Annotated in this window: 16 protein-coding genes; 11 read left to right on the top strand and 5 right to left on the bottom strand. The window is 47.7% G+C overall.

Translation table 11 applies throughout. The annotated features are described in order from the left end of the window. Positions 1 to 50 precede the first annotated feature (50 nt). Both MHM95_RS11490 and ilvC read right to left on the bottom strand, forming a co-directional pair. Positions 51 to 1,964 carry a methyl-accepting chemotaxis protein gene (locus tag MHM95_RS11490; protein WP_239385325.1) on the bottom strand — a complete coding sequence of 638 codons (1,914 nt, stop codon included), beginning with the start codon at positions 1,962 to 1,964 and terminating at the stop codon, positions 51 to 53. Between the two features lie 103 nt (positions 1,965 to 2,067). Beyond that, entirely contained in the window at positions 2,068 to 3,540 is a 1,473-nt protein-coding gene (gene ilvC / locus MHM95_RS11485) for a ketol-acid reductoisomerase (protein WP_130147365.1), read from the bottom strand. 132 nt (positions 3,541 to 3,672) lie between these two features. Between ilvC and ilvY the strand changes: the two genes are divergently transcribed. The 5 genes from ilvY to MHM95_RS11460 all read left to right on the top strand — a co-directional run bounded on the left by ilvY (position 3,673) and on the right by MHM95_RS11460 (position 7,874). After that, complete coding sequence (gene ilvY / locus MHM95_RS11480; protein WP_239385324.1) at positions 3,673 to 4,557, top strand: HTH-type transcriptional activator IlvY; 885 nt, start codon at positions 3,673 to 3,675, stop codon at positions 4,555 to 4,557. A 131-nt stretch (positions 4,558 to 4,688) separates the two neighbouring features. Next, positions 4,689 to 5,522 (top strand): MipA/OmpV family protein, encoded by an 834-nt coding sequence (locus MHM95_RS11475; RefSeq protein ID WP_022945730.1) that lies wholly within the window; start codon positions 4,689 to 4,691, stop codon positions 5,520 to 5,522. Position 5,523: 1 nt separating this feature from the next. Beyond that, positions 5,524 to 5,904, top strand: coding sequence for a DUF3019 domain-containing protein (locus MHM95_RS11470; RefSeq protein ID WP_022945729.1), 381 nt, complete (start codon positions 5,524 to 5,526; stop codon positions 5,902 to 5,904). A 15-nt stretch (positions 5,905 to 5,919) separates the two neighbouring features. Then, positions 5,920 to 6,612, top strand: a complete 693-nt coding sequence (locus MHM95_RS11465) for a response regulator (protein ID WP_022945728.1) — start codon at positions 5,920 to 5,922, stop codon at positions 6,610 to 6,612. A gap of 5 nt (positions 6,613 to 6,617) precedes the next feature. Next, positions 6,618 to 7,874 carry an ATP-binding protein gene (locus MHM95_RS11460; RefSeq protein ID WP_239385323.1) on the top strand — a complete coding sequence of 419 codons (1,257 nt, stop codon included), beginning with the start codon at positions 6,618 to 6,620 and terminating at the stop codon, positions 7,872 to 7,874. Between the two features lie 66 nt (positions 7,875 to 7,940). Here the strand turns inward: MHM95_RS11460 and MHM95_RS11455 are convergent, their stop codons facing one another. Next, positions 7,941 to 9,113 (bottom strand): acyltransferase family protein, encoded by a 1,173-nt coding sequence (locus tag MHM95_RS11455; protein WP_239385322.1) that lies wholly within the window; start codon positions 9,111 to 9,113, stop codon positions 7,941 to 7,943. A gap of 183 nt (positions 9,114 to 9,296) precedes the next feature. Here MHM95_RS11455 and MHM95_RS11450 point away from each other — a divergent pair, with 183 nt between their 5' ends. From MHM95_RS11450 to MHM95_RS11425, 6 genes are all read left to right on the top strand, one after another. After that, positions 9,297 to 9,527, top strand: a complete 231-nt coding sequence (locus tag MHM95_RS11450) for a helix-turn-helix transcriptional regulator (protein ID WP_045978285.1) — start codon at positions 9,297 to 9,299, stop codon at positions 9,525 to 9,527. 16 nt (positions 9,528 to 9,543) lie between these two features. Further along, a complete protein-coding gene (locus tag MHM95_RS11445) occupies positions 9,544 to 10,158 on the top strand; it encodes a hypothetical protein (protein ID WP_239385321.1) in 615 nt (204 codons plus the stop codon). Positions 10,159 to 10,492: 334 nt separating this feature from the next. Beyond that, positions 10,493 to 12,250, top strand: coding sequence for a DUF4856 domain-containing protein (locus tag MHM95_RS11440; RefSeq protein ID WP_239385320.1), 1,758 nt, complete (start codon positions 10,493 to 10,495; stop codon positions 12,248 to 12,250). A gap of 126 nt (positions 12,251 to 12,376) precedes the next feature. After that, positions 12,377 to 13,657: an imelysin family protein gene (locus MHM95_RS11435; RefSeq protein WP_239385319.1), complete on the top strand. Its 1,281-nt coding sequence runs from the start codon at positions 12,377 to 12,379 to the stop codon at positions 13,655 to 13,657. Between the two features lie 8 nt (positions 13,658 to 13,665). Further along, positions 13,666 to 15,870: a TonB-dependent receptor gene (locus MHM95_RS11430; RefSeq protein WP_239385318.1), complete on the top strand. Its 2,205-nt coding sequence runs from the start codon at positions 13,666 to 13,668 to the stop codon at positions 15,868 to 15,870. Between the two features lie 12 nt (positions 15,871 to 15,882). Continuing rightward, a complete protein-coding gene (locus tag MHM95_RS11425; protein WP_239385317.1) occupies positions 15,883 to 16,863 on the top strand; it encodes a sterol desaturase family protein in 981 nt (326 codons plus the stop codon). A 76-nt stretch (positions 16,864 to 16,939) separates the two neighbouring features. Here MHM95_RS11425 and MHM95_RS11420 read toward each other — a convergent pair whose 3' ends face one another. After that, the gene (locus tag MHM95_RS11420; RefSeq protein WP_022945719.1) at positions 16,940 to 17,206 is read right to left on the bottom strand and encodes a hypothetical protein; all 267 of its coding nucleotides are present in this window, start codon (positions 17,204 to 17,206) and stop codon (positions 16,940 to 16,942) included. Positions 17,207 to 17,476: 270 nt separating this feature from the next. Then, positions 17,477 to 19,051 carry a cation:proton antiporter family protein gene (locus MHM95_RS11415; protein ID WP_045978168.1) on the bottom strand — a complete coding sequence of 525 codons (1,575 nt, stop codon included), beginning with the start codon at positions 19,049 to 19,051 and terminating at the stop codon, positions 17,477 to 17,479. Between the last annotated feature and the right edge of the window lie 189 nt (positions 19,052 to 19,240).

Raw genomic sequence — 19,240 nt, 5'->3', positions numbered from 1 at the left:
TAGACCGAGAGGCAAGTATTAGGGCGCTAAATTGTTACAAATGATGAGTGTTAGCGCTTATCAAAGCTTGCCACTAATGCATCAAGCTGCTCTGCACATTCGTGCAAGGTCGTGACTGTGGCTTTGACATCGGCGCTTTGCATGGCGATAGCGTCACTGGCACTGCTGATCATTTCAACTTGTCGGCTTACATCACTCATTACCGAGCTTTGCTCTTCGGTCGCGGTGGCAATAATCGTGGTAATGTCGTTAATTTGTTCGCTAGCTTTGGCGTTATCATTTAGTAGGGTGCTGCTTTGCTCCATAATTTCAACACTACGCAGCGCGCCTGAACGGGCTTGTTCCATTCGCGCCACCATATTGTTGGCCGAATCGTTAAGGCTATCGATAGTGCGTTGAATCTGTGCCGTGGAGCTTGACGTTCTACTTGCTAACGCGCGTACTTCATCAGCGACAACGGCAAAGCCTCGGCCGTGTTCACCAGCGCGGGCAGACTCAATCGCTGCGTTTAGCGCCAGTAAGTTAGTTTGCTCGGATATTCCCGTTATGGCACTGACCACATCGGATATTTCTGAGGTTTTGGCGACTAACTCTTGCAACTCTTCGCTCATTTGTTCTACGCCTTGGGCGAGACTGTTTATTTGCGCCAGTGCATCGGCTACTTGAGTGCGATTAAACTCATTATGCTGTTGCCCTTCGGCAGTGAGCGAGGCTGCACTAGCGGCGTTGTTGGCTATTTCTGCAACCGTGGCTTCCATTTGGTTTGCAGCCGTTGCTACACTGATTGTTTGCTGCTTTTGTTCCTCTAGCGAACTGGCTTGAGCACCGGCTTGCTGGCGCAGCTCGCTAGCGCTGTGGCCGACCTGTTGGCTTTGCTGTGCGACCGCTTTAATCGCATTGTCTATTTTCGATAAAAACTCATTAAATCCGCTGGTGAGCTCGCGCAGCTCGGGTTGACGCAGGGTATCAAAACGATGATCTAAGCGTGCTTGCCCTTGCCCAAGCTCAATAAAGCGTCGAGCGATGTCTTTAATAGGGGCAGTAATATTCGTTGCTAATACAAACCCAGCCACACACATTAACGCTGCAACGACGATGGAAATCATAACAATCTGCCACATTAGCGCATTGACACTGGCAAAGACTTCATCTGTAGGGACTTGGGCAATAACGTACAAATCGGTATTAGTGATAGGGCTGGCGGCAACAAAGTAGTCACTTTGGTGCAGGTTGAGTTCAGTGATCGCAAACTCATTGCCCAGTAGCGCTGTGCCTACCGGTTGTTGATAAATATCTTCTAGCGTGGCTTTGGCGACCAGTGCTGCGTCAGGGTGCAGCTGCACTAAGCCTTGGCTGTTAACTACATACACAAAGCCAGACTTTTCGATTGTAAAGCGCTCGAGCATCTGCTGCATGTCATCAATACTTTTCGCCAGGCCAGACAGTCCAAGTCCGCCCACTTGCTGGTAATTGACGAACATTTTCACGTCCCCTGGGGCTTCTTGATAAATGCTGATAGAGCGGGGCTGTGCACTGTCTTTAAAAGCGAAAAACCAGCCGTCTTGCTCAGCAGTGAGGACTCGTAAAAAACCGTCTTGATTCCAATATTCGCCGCTATTGCGGTTAGCCCAAGAGGCAGTGGCTAAATCATATTGTTGTGCGACTTGTTGCAACTGCTGAATTAGCAGGGCGTCATCGGCGCGTCCTTGGGTTTGCGCCCAACGCGCCACCATAGCGCTGCTAGCTAGCTGCTCACTGGCATTGATCAGGGTGTTAATCTCGTTACTGATATGGTTATTAATGGCTTCTACTTTAGCGGGTAACTCGGAGTGGAGCATGCGCTCGGCAATAGCCTGTTTAGCACTATACAGTGAAATGGAGCCAATAATAGCCGCCACTACGATGGCAATAAACGAGGCCAGTAGCGTGACTTTTTGGCGAATTGTGAGTTGAGCTAGCTTCATACAACTTTAGGGCAACAATAAGTAGGTTAAGATAATTCTACCCGCTGCAATAAAAAAAGCCCAGTGCAAAGCAGCTGGGCTTGGCTTCTAACAAGCGAAAGGGTTATACAATTTTCTTCATGGCCGACATATAGCCTCGCAGTACACCACCCACTTGCTCGACCGGGTGAGCGCGCAGTGCATCATTCACTTGGATCAGCGCTTGGTTATCAACGCCTAAATCTTGGCTATCTAGGCCTCGACCGATGACGTCGGTGTCAATATTAGCCATAAAGGGTTGCAGTAATGGCAAGCAAGCATGGTTGTATAGGTAGCAGCCATACTCTGCCGTATCAGAGATAGTGCGGTTCATTTCGTAGAGTTTTTTCCGTGCAATGGTATTGGCTATCAATGGTGTTTCATGCAGTGACTCATAATACGCAGACTCTGCTTTGATACCCGCTGCAGTCATCGTTTCGAACGCCAGCTCAACGCCGGCTTTCACCATGGCGACCATTAAAATCCCGTTGTCGAAAAACTCTTGTTCAGCTATTTCCACGTCACTATTTTGTTGTTTTTCAAAGGCGGATTGCGCTGTTTGCTCGCGCCAATTAAGTAGTTTAGTGTCGTCTTCGGCCCAATCGGCCATCATGCCTTTGGAAAATTCGCCGCTGATAATGTCATCCATGTGCTTGTTATAAAGCGGGCGCATAATCGTTTTTAGCTCCTCGCTTAGAGCAAAGGCTTTCAGCTTGGCAGGGTTACTTAAGCGGTCGAGCATGTTGGTAACGCCACCATGTTTGAGGGCTTCGGTGATCACTTCCCAGCCATATTGGATGAGCTTGGATGCGTAACCAGCGTCAATGCCTTTTTCGACCATTTTATCAAAGCACAATAGTGAACCGGTTTGTAACATGCCACACAAAATAGTTTGCTCGCCCATTAAGTCGGATTTTACCTCAGCGACAAAAGAAGACAGCAGCACCCCAGCGCGATCGCCTCCGGTGCCTGCCGCATAGGCCTTCGCTTGTGTTAAACCTTTCCCTTCAGGGTCATTTTCTGGGTGCACAGCAATGAGTGTAGGTACACCAAAACCACGTTTGTATTCCTCTCGTACCTCAGAGCCTGGGCATTTCGGTGCCACCATGATCACGGTGATGTCATCGCGAATTTGTTGACCTTCCTCAACGATATTAAAGCCATGAGAATAGGCCAAAGTTGCGCCTTGTTTCATCAGTGGCATGACCTTTTCCACGACGTTGCTATGTTGCTTATCTGGCGTTAGGTTAAGCACTAAATCAGCGTCTGGGATCAGTTCCTCGTAAGTCCCGACGATAAAGCCGTTTTCACTGGCATTTAAAAATGATTGACGTTGTTGTTCAATAGCAGAATCACGCAGTGCATAGCTTACGTTCAAACCTGAGTCACGGAGATTAAGGCCTTGGTTGAGTCCCTGCGCACCACAACCGACAATCACGAGCTTCTTACCTACTAATGCATCCACACCGTCGCTGAACTCACTGCTGTCCATAAATTCGCATTGACCTAACTGAGCCAATTGCTCTCGCAGAGACAGGGTATTGAAATAGTTTGCCATGGTTAAATCCTTGAATAAAAAATTGCTGCACTTTGAAAAGTCATTGCTAGAGAATGTAGGCCACTTTTTATATTGCGTAAAATGATATATTTGTATTACTGTGTTTCATAATATGAAATGCTGGAAAGTGTTATGCATCATAAACAGTTGGAATATTTTTTAGCCTTGGCGGAGACCTTGCATTTTGGCCGTGCCAGTGAACGCTGCTATATCAGTGCACCGACGCTGAGTCGTAATATAAAGCAGTTAGAGCAGCTGTTAGATGCCAAGTTATTTATTAGAGACAATCGTCAAGTGGCGCTGAGCGATGCTGGTGAGCATTTCATCACCTACGCGAAAAATACGTTGATGCAGTGGCAACAGCTAAAGGCTAGTTTACATGGTGCGAAGGAGCTTCAAGGAGCGCTGAGTATTTATTGCTCTGTCAGTGCCGCGTATAGTTTTTTACACCCGTTATTAAGTGCTGTGCGCGAACGTTATTGCGGCGTCGAAGTAAAGCTGCATACCGGCGACCCTGCCTATGCGCTAGAACGGGTGTTGGATCACCATGAAGATGTGGCTATCGCCGCTAAACCAGCGAAGTTACCCGCGCAAATTGCCTTTCGCCGCCTAGGATGGTCGCAATTAGTATTTATTGCTCCTAAAACACCGTGCGATATTAGTCGCCAAGTGGCTAACTCACCTTCCATTCCTTGGCAGCAGCTGCCTTTTATTATTCCTGAGCAAGGGGAGAACCGTACCCGACTAATCAGCTGGTGGCGAAAGCGGCGTATACAACCGCCTATTTATGCGCAAGTCAGCGGTCACGAGGCATTGGTCTCTATGGTATCTTTGGGGTTGGGTGTTGCTCTAATTCCTCAGGTGGTGTTAGAAAATAGTCCATTTGCACAGAGCGTGCAGATCTTAAATGTGGACGATGCGCCACCGCCCTTTGAAATAGGTTTAGTCGCGCAACAGCGCCGTTTAAGTGAATCAGTACTAGGTGCATGTTGGCAATTGGCGGCGCAACTGAAATAATGCCTAAGTGCATTCACTATCGGTTCTATAAGCGTGATCAAAAGGACGCAATTTGTGAATGATTGTAATTATTGCTGATCTGTTAAAAGGGTGTTGCTAGCATGTCGAGACGTTTAATTTAGGGGTGATCTATGCTTGGCACGCACAGTCGACTATTGGCTATGTTTCTGATCGCTGCGGTGTTTAGCGCGCCGTCGGCACAAGGTGAGGAAGTCGCGCTAAATCAGTGGCATGTCGGCGCTAACATCGGCTACGGCAGCATGACCAATCCACTTCATGGTGGTGATAATCTGCCATTAATACTTATCCCCGATATCGCATACTATGGCGAGTCTTGGTATTTTGACAATGCGCAACTAGGCTACACCTTTGTTGAACACTCCGAACATGTGCTTAGTGTCGTCACTGAATTTAACCCTGAAACCCGTTTTTTTGTTGATTGGCACCCGAGCCGCGTCTTCGCTTTACAAGGGAATTCTTTCGCTAGTATGGAGATGGATGGCCCACGGGTCGTTGATATTCACGATGTACGAAAGCGTCAGTGGGCATTAGATGTAGGCTTGGAGTACCATTACTTTTCCAGCGCCGGGCAAGTCACCGTTAATGCGCTGGCGGATACCACCAGTGTCTATAACGGTTGGCGCGCGGATATTAGTTGGCGTAACAGTTATCGTATGCAGCGGTGGATCGTCGAACCGACGGTGGGTATCAAGTACGCTAATGCAGAAATGAATACCTACTTTTATGGCCTACAACAGCAAGAGGTGACCGGGCTAGATGCGTTGAGCCTAGGCAGCACTTTACAGCCCTATGCCAACATTGATGTCAGCTTTATATTGAATAAGCGCAATGCGCTGCGCTTTCATGTGGGTTATATTGACTACCATAGCCTAGCCAATGATAGTCCCTTGTTTGAGGAGTCGAGCGCAGTAACGGCCTTTATTGGCCTCAAGCACGTGTTTTAATATGATCAGTGCCGTTTTTGCAGCGACCTTAGTTAATGCCATGCAACTTAGTAGTACGCTTACGCTAAGTGATACGGCATTGGTGATTGCTCCGCAATACTGTGTGGTTGCCGAAAAGGGGCAGGCGTGCGAAACGGCCATGCATATCCGCTGGCAACTACCGCAAGCGATGCCGGTGTGCTTGCGCGAGAACGAGCGAACCTTGCAATGCTGGCAAGACCAACGGCAAGGGCAGTGGCAGTATAAAGCCAAGGTTCAGTTACCGGCCATATACTCACTTACCCATGCACAAACCGGCGAATTAGTCGTAGATACCCAACTGGAACTGCAAACGATGCAAAGCTCGCGTCGGCGCTTACGTTCGGTGTGGAGTTTTTTTTAATTCAGGAGTTGGCACATGGCGAACATACTCTTAGTTGAGGACGATTTGGCTCTACAAGAGCTAACCCGAGACTATCTGCAACAGAATAATTTACATGTCGCAGTGCTGTCTCGCGGTGACGAGGTGATGGACTACCTTAGTAAACACAAAGTGGATTTAATGATTTTAGATGTCATGCTGCCAGGCAAGGATGGCTTCACTGTGTGCCGCGAAGTACGTGATAAGTACGCGCTACCCATCTTAATGTTGACCGCCAAAGGCGAAGATTTTGACCAGGTCATCGGTCTTGAGCTAGGTGCAGATGACTATGTGATAAAACCTGCTGAGCCTCGGGTGCTGCTGGCGCGTATTACCGCATTGTTAAGACGCACCCAAGAGCAAGATAAAAGCGTGCAAAGTGTCACCTTTGGCGAGCTTAAAATTGATAAAAATAGCCGTATTGTGACGTTGAAAGGGCAGGAAGTATCGCTGACCTCTCATGAGTTCGAGCTATTGTGGTTACTGGCAAGCAATGCTGGTGATGTACTGAGCCGCGAATATGTACACGAACAAATGATTGGCCGTCAGTACGATGGTTTAGATAGAACTGTTGATGTACGAATTTCACGATTACGCAAAAAACTAGGTGATAATAGTGATAAACCCTATAGAATAAAAACAGTATGGGGTCAGGGGTACCTGTTTGTAAGCGATGCGTGGAGTGAATAACTAATTTGGGCAAACTGTTCGTCAGCCTTTATCTATATATCATTGTATCCTTAGTGTTGGTGACCGGCGTAATCGAGCGCCTGTGGCCCGTTGATGAACAATCGACTCCGTTAGCGTTGGAGTTAGGCCATAACTTCAAAGCGCTGGCACAAAGCCCATTAGGGCGTCAATATATCCAAAGTCACTATCCTATGCGCACCATCGACAGTGGTGCCATTGCCTTGCCTGTTGAGCTACAAACACGGATCGATAATAAAGAAGCTGTGCATGTGTATGACGCCAATGAGCATCTTATTTGGTATGTCCCTGTAGGCGATTTACAGCTTTTACAAGTGGGCCCCGTACGCTTGGAAAAGCCTGAAAAAGAAGCCTTCTTTTGGCCGTATCTGTTAGTGCTCTTGGTCGTTGGTGCGCCGGTGGGGCTGTGGAGCTTCATGTTGTGGCGGGATTTTAATAAGCTCAGCGAAGCCTGTGCCGAAGTGGATGGCCGTCGCGAGTTTCAGGTCAGTGACATTGGCCGCTCGTTTTTATTGCCCATTACCGATGCGCTGCAAGTGATGCAGCGACGTATTCACAGCTTGCTAGACGCACAACGTGAACTGACTTCCTCCGTATCCCATGAGTTTCGCACCCCTCTAGCGCGTCTTAAATTTGCCTTGGCAATGGTTGAGCAGGGCGCCGATGAAAAACAGCGCAAGTATGTGCAGTCGATGACCGGTGATGTTACCGAGCTGGAAAATTTAGTCAGTGAAATGCTGCATTACGCGCGCTTGGACGCGCAAAGTCCGAGTTTAGAATCTCATTTAGTGGATTTGAATGAACTGATGGAATCACTGGTAGACAAGCTCAATTTTGACAGCGCAATTGCAATCTCAGTAATTTATGAGCAGCCTAATTTGTATCGTTGCGATCCACACTTTATCAGCCGTGCATTTCAAAATATTTTGGGCAATGCCATTAAACATGCCCACAGTCGTATAGAAGTGCGCCTCCAAGCCAGCGAGGAGCAATGTATCATCAGTGTCGAAGATGATGGCGAGGGGATCCCTGATAGTAAACGAGCAGATATCTTTAAACCATTCATTCGCTTGGATAAAAGCCGTGATAAACGCACTGGGGGCTACGGCCTTGGTTTGGCTATATGTGGCAAAATTGTTCATTGGCACCAAGGCGAGATCAGTGTCGACGACAGTCCACTCGGCGGTGCACGCTTTACCATCACATTACCGTTTATCAAAGGCAAAACTCTTGGCTTAGACTAGCCAAAAACAGACCTTGCCTTACTCGCCTTGCGGTATTAGCACAACAAGAACGACGGCAGATACCTCTTAGCGCGGTGAATCCATCGCCTTGCCTTGCATAGGCGTTGCCTTGGTGCCATTTAACAACATCCCCAGCACGGTATATCTCACGCCGAAATGGTAGCTGATAAAACCTATCAACAACGTGGTACTAAGTGAAATAGTAAACTTGGCGAAGGCTGGCAGCAGGGTATTGCTGAGCGGTATTTGCACGCACATTAATACTGGAATGTGCATAAGATAAATCCAATAGGAAGCGTCGGAGATGTAGCGGCTATACTCATTGTATTGGTTCAGCCAGCGATAGCCCGCTAAATATGCCACAGCGGTGCAGCTTAATATGGCGAGGGTTTGTACTACAACTAACAACAGGTTGATATGCGCTACGCGAGTTTCACCGGTATTTACGGCAACCCTGACTTGCTGAAGGCTCGGTGCTTCAGGTAATAGGTAAAAATACGCGCCCACGGTTAAACAGGCAACGAGCACGAGCGGCTTAAAATAACGCAGCGCTGCTAATACGGTATTGTGGTGATGGTATAAACTTGCACCTAGCATAAACAAAAGCCCATAGGTGCAATAAGCCCAAAGTTGCGGCTGTAAGGTGTGGGGTGCAGGGAAGGGCACGACTAAGTGAGCCATCCCAGCACTTATTACAACGGGTAACGCAACCACTATAAATACCGGATTAACAGCCACCTCAAGCAACTTGCTTATTAACCGCTGATTTTTATTCAGCAACCAAAACAGTGCACAGAATTGCATCAAATACCATAAAAACCATAGATGCATAGTGTTGATCTGCGGCTCTTTCACGGCCATAAGCAGATTTACTAACGGTGGGGGATGATCACTGAACTCTACTCCCCATACCATTAGTTGAAATAGCACCAGCAGCGTCAGTGGTAAAAAAATAACAAAGGGCAGCAGCACACGCTTGCAGCGGTTGCGAATAAAATGACCGTTACCGCGTTTGGTCACTAAAATAGCGGCGCAGAACCCAGCGATAACAAAAAACAGTGGCATGCGAAATAGGTGTGTCCACATGGCGAGATAATCAAACAGTACATGTTTGTTGGTGTCGACACTCAGCCACATATTGTGAAAGTAAGGGCCATAGGCCAAGGCGGCGTGGAATACGACGCCAAGTAATAACGCTAAGCCCCGTAGATTATCAATATAATGAAAACGCTGCTGCATTCGACATTCCTAATACTTCCCTGTTCCTTTAATGCTAACACTGAGTGGGTGTGTATGACCACTGCTGAACCACGCTTCTGCCATTGAAAATGAACCATCCTCAATCAGCCCAAATCTAAATATTTTATGTTTATCGTAAAATATATTTTGACAAACATTGTTTTTGGTCGTAATTTAGTCAGCATGAAAATACGCATAAACCTTGATGTTGAGTTAGCAAAGAAAAAGATGTCACTCACTGAATTGTCGCAAAGAATAGGCATTTCGATGACCAACTTATCTTTACTCAAAAATGGCAAAGTAAAGGCGATTCGCTTTAGCACCTTGGCTGCGATCTGTGATGTATTGCACTGTCAGCCCGGTGATATTTTGGTCTACGAGCGTGATGCTGATTACTTAGATAATGATAAATAAAATCTCAGGAGCAGATATGTTAAACCGTGATCTCGTTATCCCGGCTATCGCTACGGTATTGCTAGCGATTCTATTTCCAATATATTGGAGCAACCTATATGGCCACGCGTTTGATGGCTTTGACACCGCATTTCAACAAGACCTTTATAGTCTGTCTTGGTCCGATGCCTTGTTTATGGTGATTGGTGCGCTTGAGATCTATATTTATTGGACCCTGGCGAGAGTATTAAAAAATCATTTGAGTTTGCGCTTGGCGCGGACAATGCTCATCATCTTGGCGTGTATTGTCGCTATATTTCACGCCACCATACTCTTTGATCTGTTCTTTGCGATAACAGGCCAAGAGATGCAGCCTGATACGTTTTCAAATAGTGCGGTTGTTGCCCTATTTATTGCCGGTGGTTGCTTGTTACTGTACAGCGTTTTCGCTATTGCCTTGGCGCTTATCTTGCTGGTTGAGACAGCTCGTGATCAAGTTTTGCTAAAAGTCTTCGCAATCATGCTACTCATTATTGCTACTTTGCAGCTGACGATGGTGTTTGCCTACGTGAATTTGCTGCTATTCCCAATGGCACTTATTGTGCTAACGCTATTTTTTAGTAAGAAACCAGACACGCTGGAGGTGGTGTAACAGCGCAGCACTGACATACATGGCTTGGCGCCCTTGGCGCTGAGCCAGCATTTCGGCTTATGTCTATAGCCAGCTCATCCTAATTTATCCGCCGATTGTTATCCTTTATATACGATTGCTCGTGCGCGCAGCGCTTATTCGCGTCTTAATTAAGTATGCTCACATCGGTGATGTGAACAGTGTGAGCCCTCAGCGGGTTTCTTACGTACCTGTTTAATTTATTTTAATTTGTGATTTTAAAAAAACTTATAAATACCATTGATTGTTATTTGAGTATCCCTATAATGACAGCAATTAAAATGAGAATGATTCACATCTTTAGTGGGATAACAACATGACATTGCGTAAATCTCTAGTTGCTAGTGCCGTGCTAGCTGCCACCCTAGGTTTAACTGGCTGCGGTGGTTCATCAGATTCATCAGATAACACCACCCCAGAACAACCAACAAATACAGCTCCTACCGACATCAGCTTGGCTAGCTCGTCGGTAAATGACGATTTGGTGGGCGCTGAAGTAGGCGCGTTGAGTGCCACTGATGACGCTGATTCTGGTTTTACCTATACGCTGAGCGCTGATGAAGCGCGTTTTGAAATTGTTGACGGTAATACCCTCAAGCTTAAAGACGGTATTGCTCTGAACTACGAGCAGCAAACTGAGGTTAGCGTAAGCGTCACAGTGACCGATGCGGGTGGTTTAAGCTTTGCAAAAGAATTAACCGTAACGGTTGCCGATGTGGCCCCTGAAGCAGGTGTTAACCTTTATGAGTTCGATTCTAAACTAGGAAGCGGTTCTTCAGTGAGCTACACCGGACAGATCGCTCGCCATGCCTTAAGCGCAGAAATCAAAAACTACATTGGCCAACTAACTGGTGACTTTGTAACCACTAACAGCTTGACCGGCGATGCAGTAAAAGCGCAGTTGATGGCATTGTGGGGAGACTATGAAGCCATCAAAGACGGCAGCCTTAACTTCGCTGATGGCATTGAGACAGAGCAAAACTCTTTTGCTCAAATCTCTTCATCAGGTAAAGAGCTTAGCGGCAAAGTCGCTGGTGCAGACGCAGCGAAAATGCATAAAGACTGGCTTGCAGCCGGCAGCTTTGTGGGATGGAGCGAATTTGGTGCTCAGGCCGCAACACCTGAAGGGTTAGTGTTTCATTATTTCGACCTGCTAGCGGCAAACATTGATAAATATAATGCAGGCGAGCTGTTGGTTGACCCAGCGGGCAATCAAATCACTAAGTTGTACATTACCGAAACTGGTCTTGACCTCAATCAGCTTATTCAAAAGCATACCCTAGGCGCATTGATGTTCTCTCAAGGCACTGATGACTACCTTGATGAGGGTCTGACCACCGATAACATCGTGGCGCAAAAAGACGGTGGTTTATACACCACGCTTGAGCACCAGTTTGATGAAGGGTTTGGTTATTTCGGTGCAGCGCGCAACTACCTAGAGTACAGCGACGATGAAATCGCCGGTAAGGGCGGCCGTGATGGTTTTGCTAATGGTTACAATGATTACGACAGCAATGGTCAGATTGACCTAGCTGCAGAGTATAACTGGGGTAACTCAACGAACGCCGCTAAGCGTGACCGTGGCGCGACAGTGACCACGGATTTCACCGCAGCAGCGATGAACGCCTTTATCGGTGGACGTAAAATCATCAACGATAATGTCGGCAGCGAGCTTAGCGACGCGCAAATGGATGAGTTATTGGCGCACCGTGATATCGCCGTTGCCAATTGGGAAAAGGCGGTTGCGGCTACGGTTGTGCACTACATCAACGATACGATGGCTGATTTAGATGAAATTAGCGATGGTGACTACAGTGCCGACAACTTTGCCGACTTAGCTAAGCACTTTGGTGAGATGAAAGGCTTTGCCTTGAACTTCCAGTTCAGCCCATTCTCTCCTTTTAATGACGATGCCAATGCCGGTAAGTTCGCCGAATTACATGCGCTATTTGGTGACGCACCAGTAACAGGCGACGCCGATGCCATTGCCGCATACAAGGCTGACCTAGAAACAGCTCGTGACTTGATGCAACAAGTGTACGGTTTCAACGCTGAGAATGTTGCCAACTGGTAAGGCTCAGCAGCATGGCCTAAGGCCAGCATAAAGATTATAAAAGGTTAGCTTTTAGGCCTCGGCTTAATGCTAGCCTTTTTGTCGTTTAAATCCCCTAGTGGGATACCTAGCAAGTGGGAAGGTAGAATGAAAAAAGCAATCCTCAAGCAGGGCGCTCTGGCCCTCGCTGTGGCATTCGCTCTAGGCGGCTGTGGTGAGAGCACCTCAAGCTCGCAAGGCGCCGGTTTTAATGACAGTGGCAGCGGTGAGCCAACCTCACCGACCGAGCCGACCAGCTTTGATGAAGCGGCGCTGGTGGCAAGTTTAGTTGATAACGTGATCACCCCGGCGTTTACTTTATTTCATCAGCAAGCACAAGCGCAGCAAAGTGCGATTGCCAGTTATTGTGAGTTAGAAAAAGCCAGCGTACAAAGTAGCTCGGAGCAAGCGCAAACGGCCATGCTTGAAGCCCAAGATGCATGGTTAGATGCGATGGGCGCTTGGCAGCAGGTGGAAATGATGCAAATGGGACCGCTTTTGACCAACAACGGCGAGCTGCGTAACCGTATTTATTCGTGGCCTGCAATTAGTCGCTGTGGCATTGACCAAGATGTGGTGTACCACCAAGACGGCGTCATTAATAACGACCCTGAGCGACCATACGATATCAGTGCCCGTACCGCCACACGGCGGGGTCTTTTTGCGTTGCAACATGTGCTCTTTAATGAGCAGTATGATCACCATTGTAGCGTTGCCAATGATGCCTTAGCGGATTGGAATAGCCGCACTGTGCTGGCGCGTAAAGTGGCGCGCTGTGAATATGCTGTCACCGCAGCGATGGATGTGCACAATTCCAGCACTGAACTGTTGGAAAAATGGCAGGGCGACAATGGCTTTGCTGCTGAGCTCAAATCAGCGGGGCAAAGCGGGTCGCAGTTTGAATCTGCCCATAGCGCCCTGAATCACATCTCTGATGCAATGTTTTATTTAACCGAAGTGGTCAAAGATAAAAAGTTGGCGGAGCCCATAGGGATTTTACCTAACTCCTGTGGTACGTCTGCGTGCCCACAGGATGTAGAGAGCCTCGATGCAAAAAGTTCATTGGCGAATATCAAGGCCAACTTGCTCGCCTTTGAAGCCCTAGTCGTGGGTCAACGCCAGGGCGATCCCGCGTTAGTGGGTTTCGACGATTACCTTGATGATGAGCAAGCAAGCGCCACTAAGGAGCGTATGCTACAAGGGATCAGTGACACTAAAGCGGCGATTGCGGCAATTGAAAGTAATTTGGCCACTGCATTACTTGATAACGAAGAGCAGGTACGTGAAGTGCACACCCAAGTTAAAGCCATTACCGATGAGTTGAAGAACGACTTTATCAATGAGCTGGCACTTGAGTTGCCGACCACTTCGGCGGGTGATAACGATTAAGGATCATGATGAAACACAGTAAACTTGCCTTAGCCGTGAGTATTGCGGCATTTGGATTGAATGCTTTTGCTGCGGATAAAGAGCTCGAGCATATACAAATTATTAGCCACCACGACAAACTGCGCACCGAAGCAGGCTCGGCCACCTTAATAGGTGAAGCGCAGCTTGAAGAGTTTGAATTTGACGATATTCACCGCGTGCTATCACAGGTACCCGGAGTCAACATACGCGAAGAAGACGGCTATGGTTTGCGCCCGAATATCGGCTTTCGTGGGGTGACGCCAGAGCGTAGTAAGAAGATCACCATTTTAGAAGACGGGGTGTTGATTGGCCCGGCTCCTTATTCTGCGCCCGCCGCTTACTACTTCCCGTTAACCACGCGGATGACGGCGGTGGAGGTCTTTAAAGGGCCAGCGGCGATAAAATACGGCCCACAAACTGTGGCCGGAACACTGAATATGGTTAGCCGCCAAGTGCCAGATTATCGTATTGGTGGCGTCGATTTATCTGCCGGTGGAGATGGCTACAAAAAAGCCCATGCTTATTATGGCGACCGCCAAGGCAACCTTGGCTTTTTAGTCGAAGGGGTGCACTTACAAAGCGATGGCTTTAAAGAGCTCGATGGCGGCGGTGATACCGGCTTTGATAAAGACGATTTACTGGTCAAAGTGGATTATCAGCTGGATGGTCAGCGTTTCGACCAGCGTTTTGAGGTCAAGCTTTCTTACGCCGATGAGCTCTCCGATGAGACCTATTTAGGCCTGACCGACGCCGATTATAAGGCTAACCCTTATCGCCGTTATGCCGCATCTCAGCCGGCACAAATGGATACTAAGCATACGCAAGTGATGTTTACCTATCAGTTAAGCGCTGAAGATGTAAACCTAACAACGCGGGTTTACCGTAACGATTATGAGCGCGCCTGGTTAAAGCTAAATAGCCTGTCTAACAGCAATGCTAACTTATCTGATATTTTGGCTAACCCTGAGCAGTTCGCTGGTCAATATCAGGTGTTAAGTGGCCAGCGTGATTCTGTGCTCGCTGGTGAAACCAATTACTTTTTAAATATGGGCACTAATGACCGTGAATACTACTCACAAGGCATTCAGCTCGATGGTGATTGGCAAGTACCGCTGTTTGGCTTGCAGCACACAGTCTCGTTTGGGGTTCGTTTCCACCAAGATGAGATTGAGCGTAATCACTATGAAGACACCTATGCCATGGTTGACGGCATTAATACTGCCATCGCCGAGACCCGTCGGTTCACCACCGAGAACACAGAAAGCACCGATGCCTGGTCGGTGTATATAGAAGATCAGGTGACCATCGATAAGCTAACTTTAGGTGTTGGCGTGCGCGGCGAGTTGATGGACATGACCTATCAAAATGATAAGTCGGGTTTTGCTGATGATTGGCAACAAAAAACCACCCGTGTATGGTTGCCAGGGATCAGCGGCTTTTATCAGTTAGATGATAACAGCGGCTTGCTGTTTGGTGTTCACCAAGGCTTTGTTCCTGCTAGCCCGTCAGCGCCAGTGCGTGATGGCGAAGACGAGTTTGAAAAAAGCGTGAACTATGAATTTGGTGGTCGTTATAACGACGGCATCACCCAATTTGAAATGGTCGGCTTCTTCAATGATTACGCCAACCTGATTGAAAGCTGTGGCCAGTCAAATTGCGGCAGCCAAGGTCAGCTTGATCAAGAATTCAGCGGTGGCGAGGTGGATGTGTGGGGAGTCGAGTCGCAAATAGCTCAAACCTATCCGTTAAATCTGCAACTCGATATTCCTATGAGTTTGACTTATACCTATACGCAAAGCGAGTTCAAACAAGCGTTGTTCTCTGAATTTGTGCAGTGGGGTTACATTCGCCCTGGCGATAGACTGCCTTATTTGCCAACGCACCAAGCGACGCTCAGTATCGGGTTGGCACATAAAGATTGGGCGGTTGATATGCTCATTAAGTATGTCAGCGATATGCCAGAAACGGCAGGCGTCGGTTACGAGGGCTTTGATGTCGCCTTAGCGGGTCAAGAAGTGCCGGCAACCACCGTGGTTGATATCGCGGCTCATTATGAGCTTGGCCAATATGGCCGCGTGTATGCCAAGGTCGATAACCTGTTTGACCAAGACAACATCGTCAGCCGTCGTCCTTATGGGGCGCGACCGGGTAAACCACGGACGCTGTCGCTTGGTTATAAATACCAGTTCTAAGAGGGACGGGCCATGCTAGAGACTATTTGGCAAAGCATCGCGCAAACGCCGGATTATCTATTTGACGCCAATAAGCGTATTTTTATTGGTTACAGCATCATGGCCCTTATCTTAGCTGCGCTTGCTTATGGCTTGCGTAAGAGCAAGAAATCAACACGTGGCTTTTTTCGCTATGTGTTCGCAAAAAAAATCTGGTGGGCACCCAGTGCCCGCCAAGACTATCAGTTATGGATTTACAACCGTGTGCTTAAGGCGCTGTTGTTTACGCCTATTATTTTGACCATGGTGCCAGTGGCGCTGGCGACAACGGAGTTATTAGAGGGCGCGTTTGGTTTACGGGCGCCGATGCCGTTGAGTGAAACCAGCGTGGTCATCATTTTTACCGTATTGCTGTTTTTAGCCGATGACTTTTCACGGTTTTTACTGCATTACGCACTACACAAGGTGCCTTTTTTGTGGCATTACCACAAGGTACACCATTCTGCTAAAGTGCTGACCCCTTTCACCATTTATCGCTCTCACCCGCTAGAGAGTTACCTTTATGCCTGCCGTATGGCGCTCTCACAAGGGATGGTGGTCGGTGTATGCTACTACCTATTCGGGACTAAGTTATCCATGGTGGACATTCTCGGTGCTAACATTTTTGTGTTCGCTTTTAATGCCATGGGGTCAAACTTGCGGCATTCGCATGTGTGGCTGAGTTGGGGGCGCCATGTTGAAAAATGGTTGATTAGTCCCGCGCAACATCAGATTCATCACAGCGACAATCCGCAACATTTCGACACTAACCTAGGGTCGGCCTTAGCCATATGGGACCGGTTATTTGGTACCCTCATTCGCGCCGATGAAGTGGGCAAGGTAACTATAGGGGTCGGTCAATACGATGCCGGGCATGATTCTATCTGGGCTATTTACACCAAGCCGGTGCGCGATTCTTTCGCAAGCCTAAAACCTAAGCGCAAAGCGGGTGCGATGAAAAAGCCAGTGGCATAAAAAGTAAGGTAGAGGAATAGGCTGGCGACGGGCATTGCCAGCCTATTAAATGAGGGAGTAGGCCCTCAGAAAGTAGTTAGTGGTAGGCGCTGCGCTTGGCAAAACCTAACTGATGTAGATGATTGATCAAGGCCGGGTCGTCTAAGCGCTCTGGGGTGCTGTCACCGCGCAGGGCATGATCTTTTGGCACTTGATAGACATCGAGCATTTTTTGGAATAGTACGTAACGTAAAAATTCCGGAGTCACACCTGAGTCTTGAATATCGTCGAGCTGCGACTGCAATTCACGCATTTGCTGCTTATCAAGTTTGCTGTGCGTTGCTTGCTTATTGTCGATGGTCATAATCAACCTCCTACACACATCGGCAATTGCATATTAACGAATGTAATCTGGTTGCCTTTGCTAAATTCTGTGTTAAAAATAGTGACTTACATCACTGTATAGACTTAGTTTACTCCTTTTTTTACGGTTATTACCAACAACCGTGTAAAGCTTTGTAAATAGCGCCACACCTGTATTCGGAACGTTCCAAGCTTGGTGACAAGGTACAAAATTGATAAGTAAGTGATAACTAAATAAAACGCGTTATCACTTACCTAAAAGCGGGATTATTTAAGAAAGTGAAATTTTCTCTTTGACATGCTCAGCGAAACCACTACCGGCCTCAAGGTAGAAGTTGTAAGTAGAGTTTACGCCCAATTCCTCGAGCTCTTTTTGCTGATCTGGGTAATTTGCAATGGCGGTCACTTGCCCCTCATACCCCGAAGCTTGTAACTGTTCTAAGGCGAAGATATTTTGATTGTGCTTGGGCATGGCTAACATCACCATTTCCACCTTCGCATGGTTCAATCGTTGCCAAAAATCAGGATCGGTGGCATCGGCAGTGACCACTCGACGCCCGCGCTTGACATGACGAGCCACCACTTCGGGTTTAATATCGATCCCCGCCACCGCTTGTGGGAAGCTCTGGGCTATAGTCTCATAGGCACCGGTGCCTATGCGGCCCATGCCAAAAATAGCGATGCGGGTATTGTGTAGATTCACAGGTAGCTCTTCTGGCAGCCGCGAGTCACTTTCAAAAGGCAGTAGCCAACGCTCTATTTTTACATAGATATCATTGGCTCTGGCATTTAACGGTGAAGCAATCACGAAGGTAATGGCGACTGCTGTGGCAACCACGGCCAGCCATTGTGACGACAGCCAACCACTGCTTGCGGCTAGCGCACAGACAATAAGGCCAAACTCACTGTAGTTGGCAAGCGTAAAAGCACTCAAAAGGGAAGTACGCGCACGGAGGCGCACAGCGTTAGTCAGCACGTAATAAAGCGCGACTTTAAAGACCAGCACAGAGACCACCAAGATAGCTGCAACCAATGCACTGGCGGTAAGCTCGGCATTAAGGCCTATGGTCAAGAAAAAACCAACCAGAAGAATATCTTTAAAGCTCAGTAATGACTTAGCGAGTTCCCCCGCTTTTTTGTGGCTGGCAAACATCATTCCTAAGATTAGGGCGCCTAAATCGCCTTTGATGCCTGCAAATTCAAAAGCTTGATAACCGGCGACAAGTGCGAAAAAGAAGCCAAATAGGGGCAGTAGTTCGCCGTGTTTGGAGCGGTTCAATATCCAAAACATGACTGGGCGCATCAGTGGCAACAATACCACCAGGGCAATCGCCCAGTAATTGGGTAATTTGCCAGTACTGGCTACTAAAAATAGCACCGCGAAGATGTCTTGCATGACCAAGATGCCGATGGATATTTTACCATGGAGGCTCGACATCTCACCGCGATCTTCAAGCACTTTAACGGCAAAAACGGTACTGGAGAAACTAAACGCAAAGCCAAGCAATAATGCGGTTTGCCAGTTCAGGTCGATAAAGAGGGGCAGGGCGAACACCCCGAGTAGTAGCAAAAAGCCACAAAACAATGCGGTACTAATAATAATGTGGGCACTGGCGGGGAGCCACACTTGTACTTTCATCAGGCTCGACACTTTGAGCTTCAAGCCTATGCTAAACAACAATAGGGTGATCCCCAGCGCGGCGATTTGATCCAATAATGCAGTGGTTTTATAGCCAGCCATATGTAAGACAAATCCGGCTACCAAAAAGCCGACCATGGGAGGAAGTTTTACTTGATAGGCGGCAAAACCACAAACAAAGGCAACGGCAAAAAAGATCAGTTCCATAAAAGTGTTATCTTAGTGCAGGTGTAATCAGTGTAACTAATTGTAGAAGTTATTGAAAATACTATGTATGCCAGGGCCCATTTCCTCTCGCTTTAACCCTGATTGAAGTTTTTTTATGGTTTGCATAAGTTTTCACTGACAAGGGTGCGCAATTGTGGTTAAGATGCAATAAAGGATTCATTAACAGGA

This window comes from Pseudoalteromonas sp. CnMc7-15 (genome assembly GCF_022347925.1).
Taxonomy (GTDB): Bacteria; Pseudomonadota; Gammaproteobacteria; order Enterobacterales; family Alteromonadaceae; genus Pseudoalteromonas; species Pseudoalteromonas ruthenica.
Note: the sequence above shows the minus strand (reverse complement) of the source record. Positions and strands in the feature narration are given on the sequence as shown.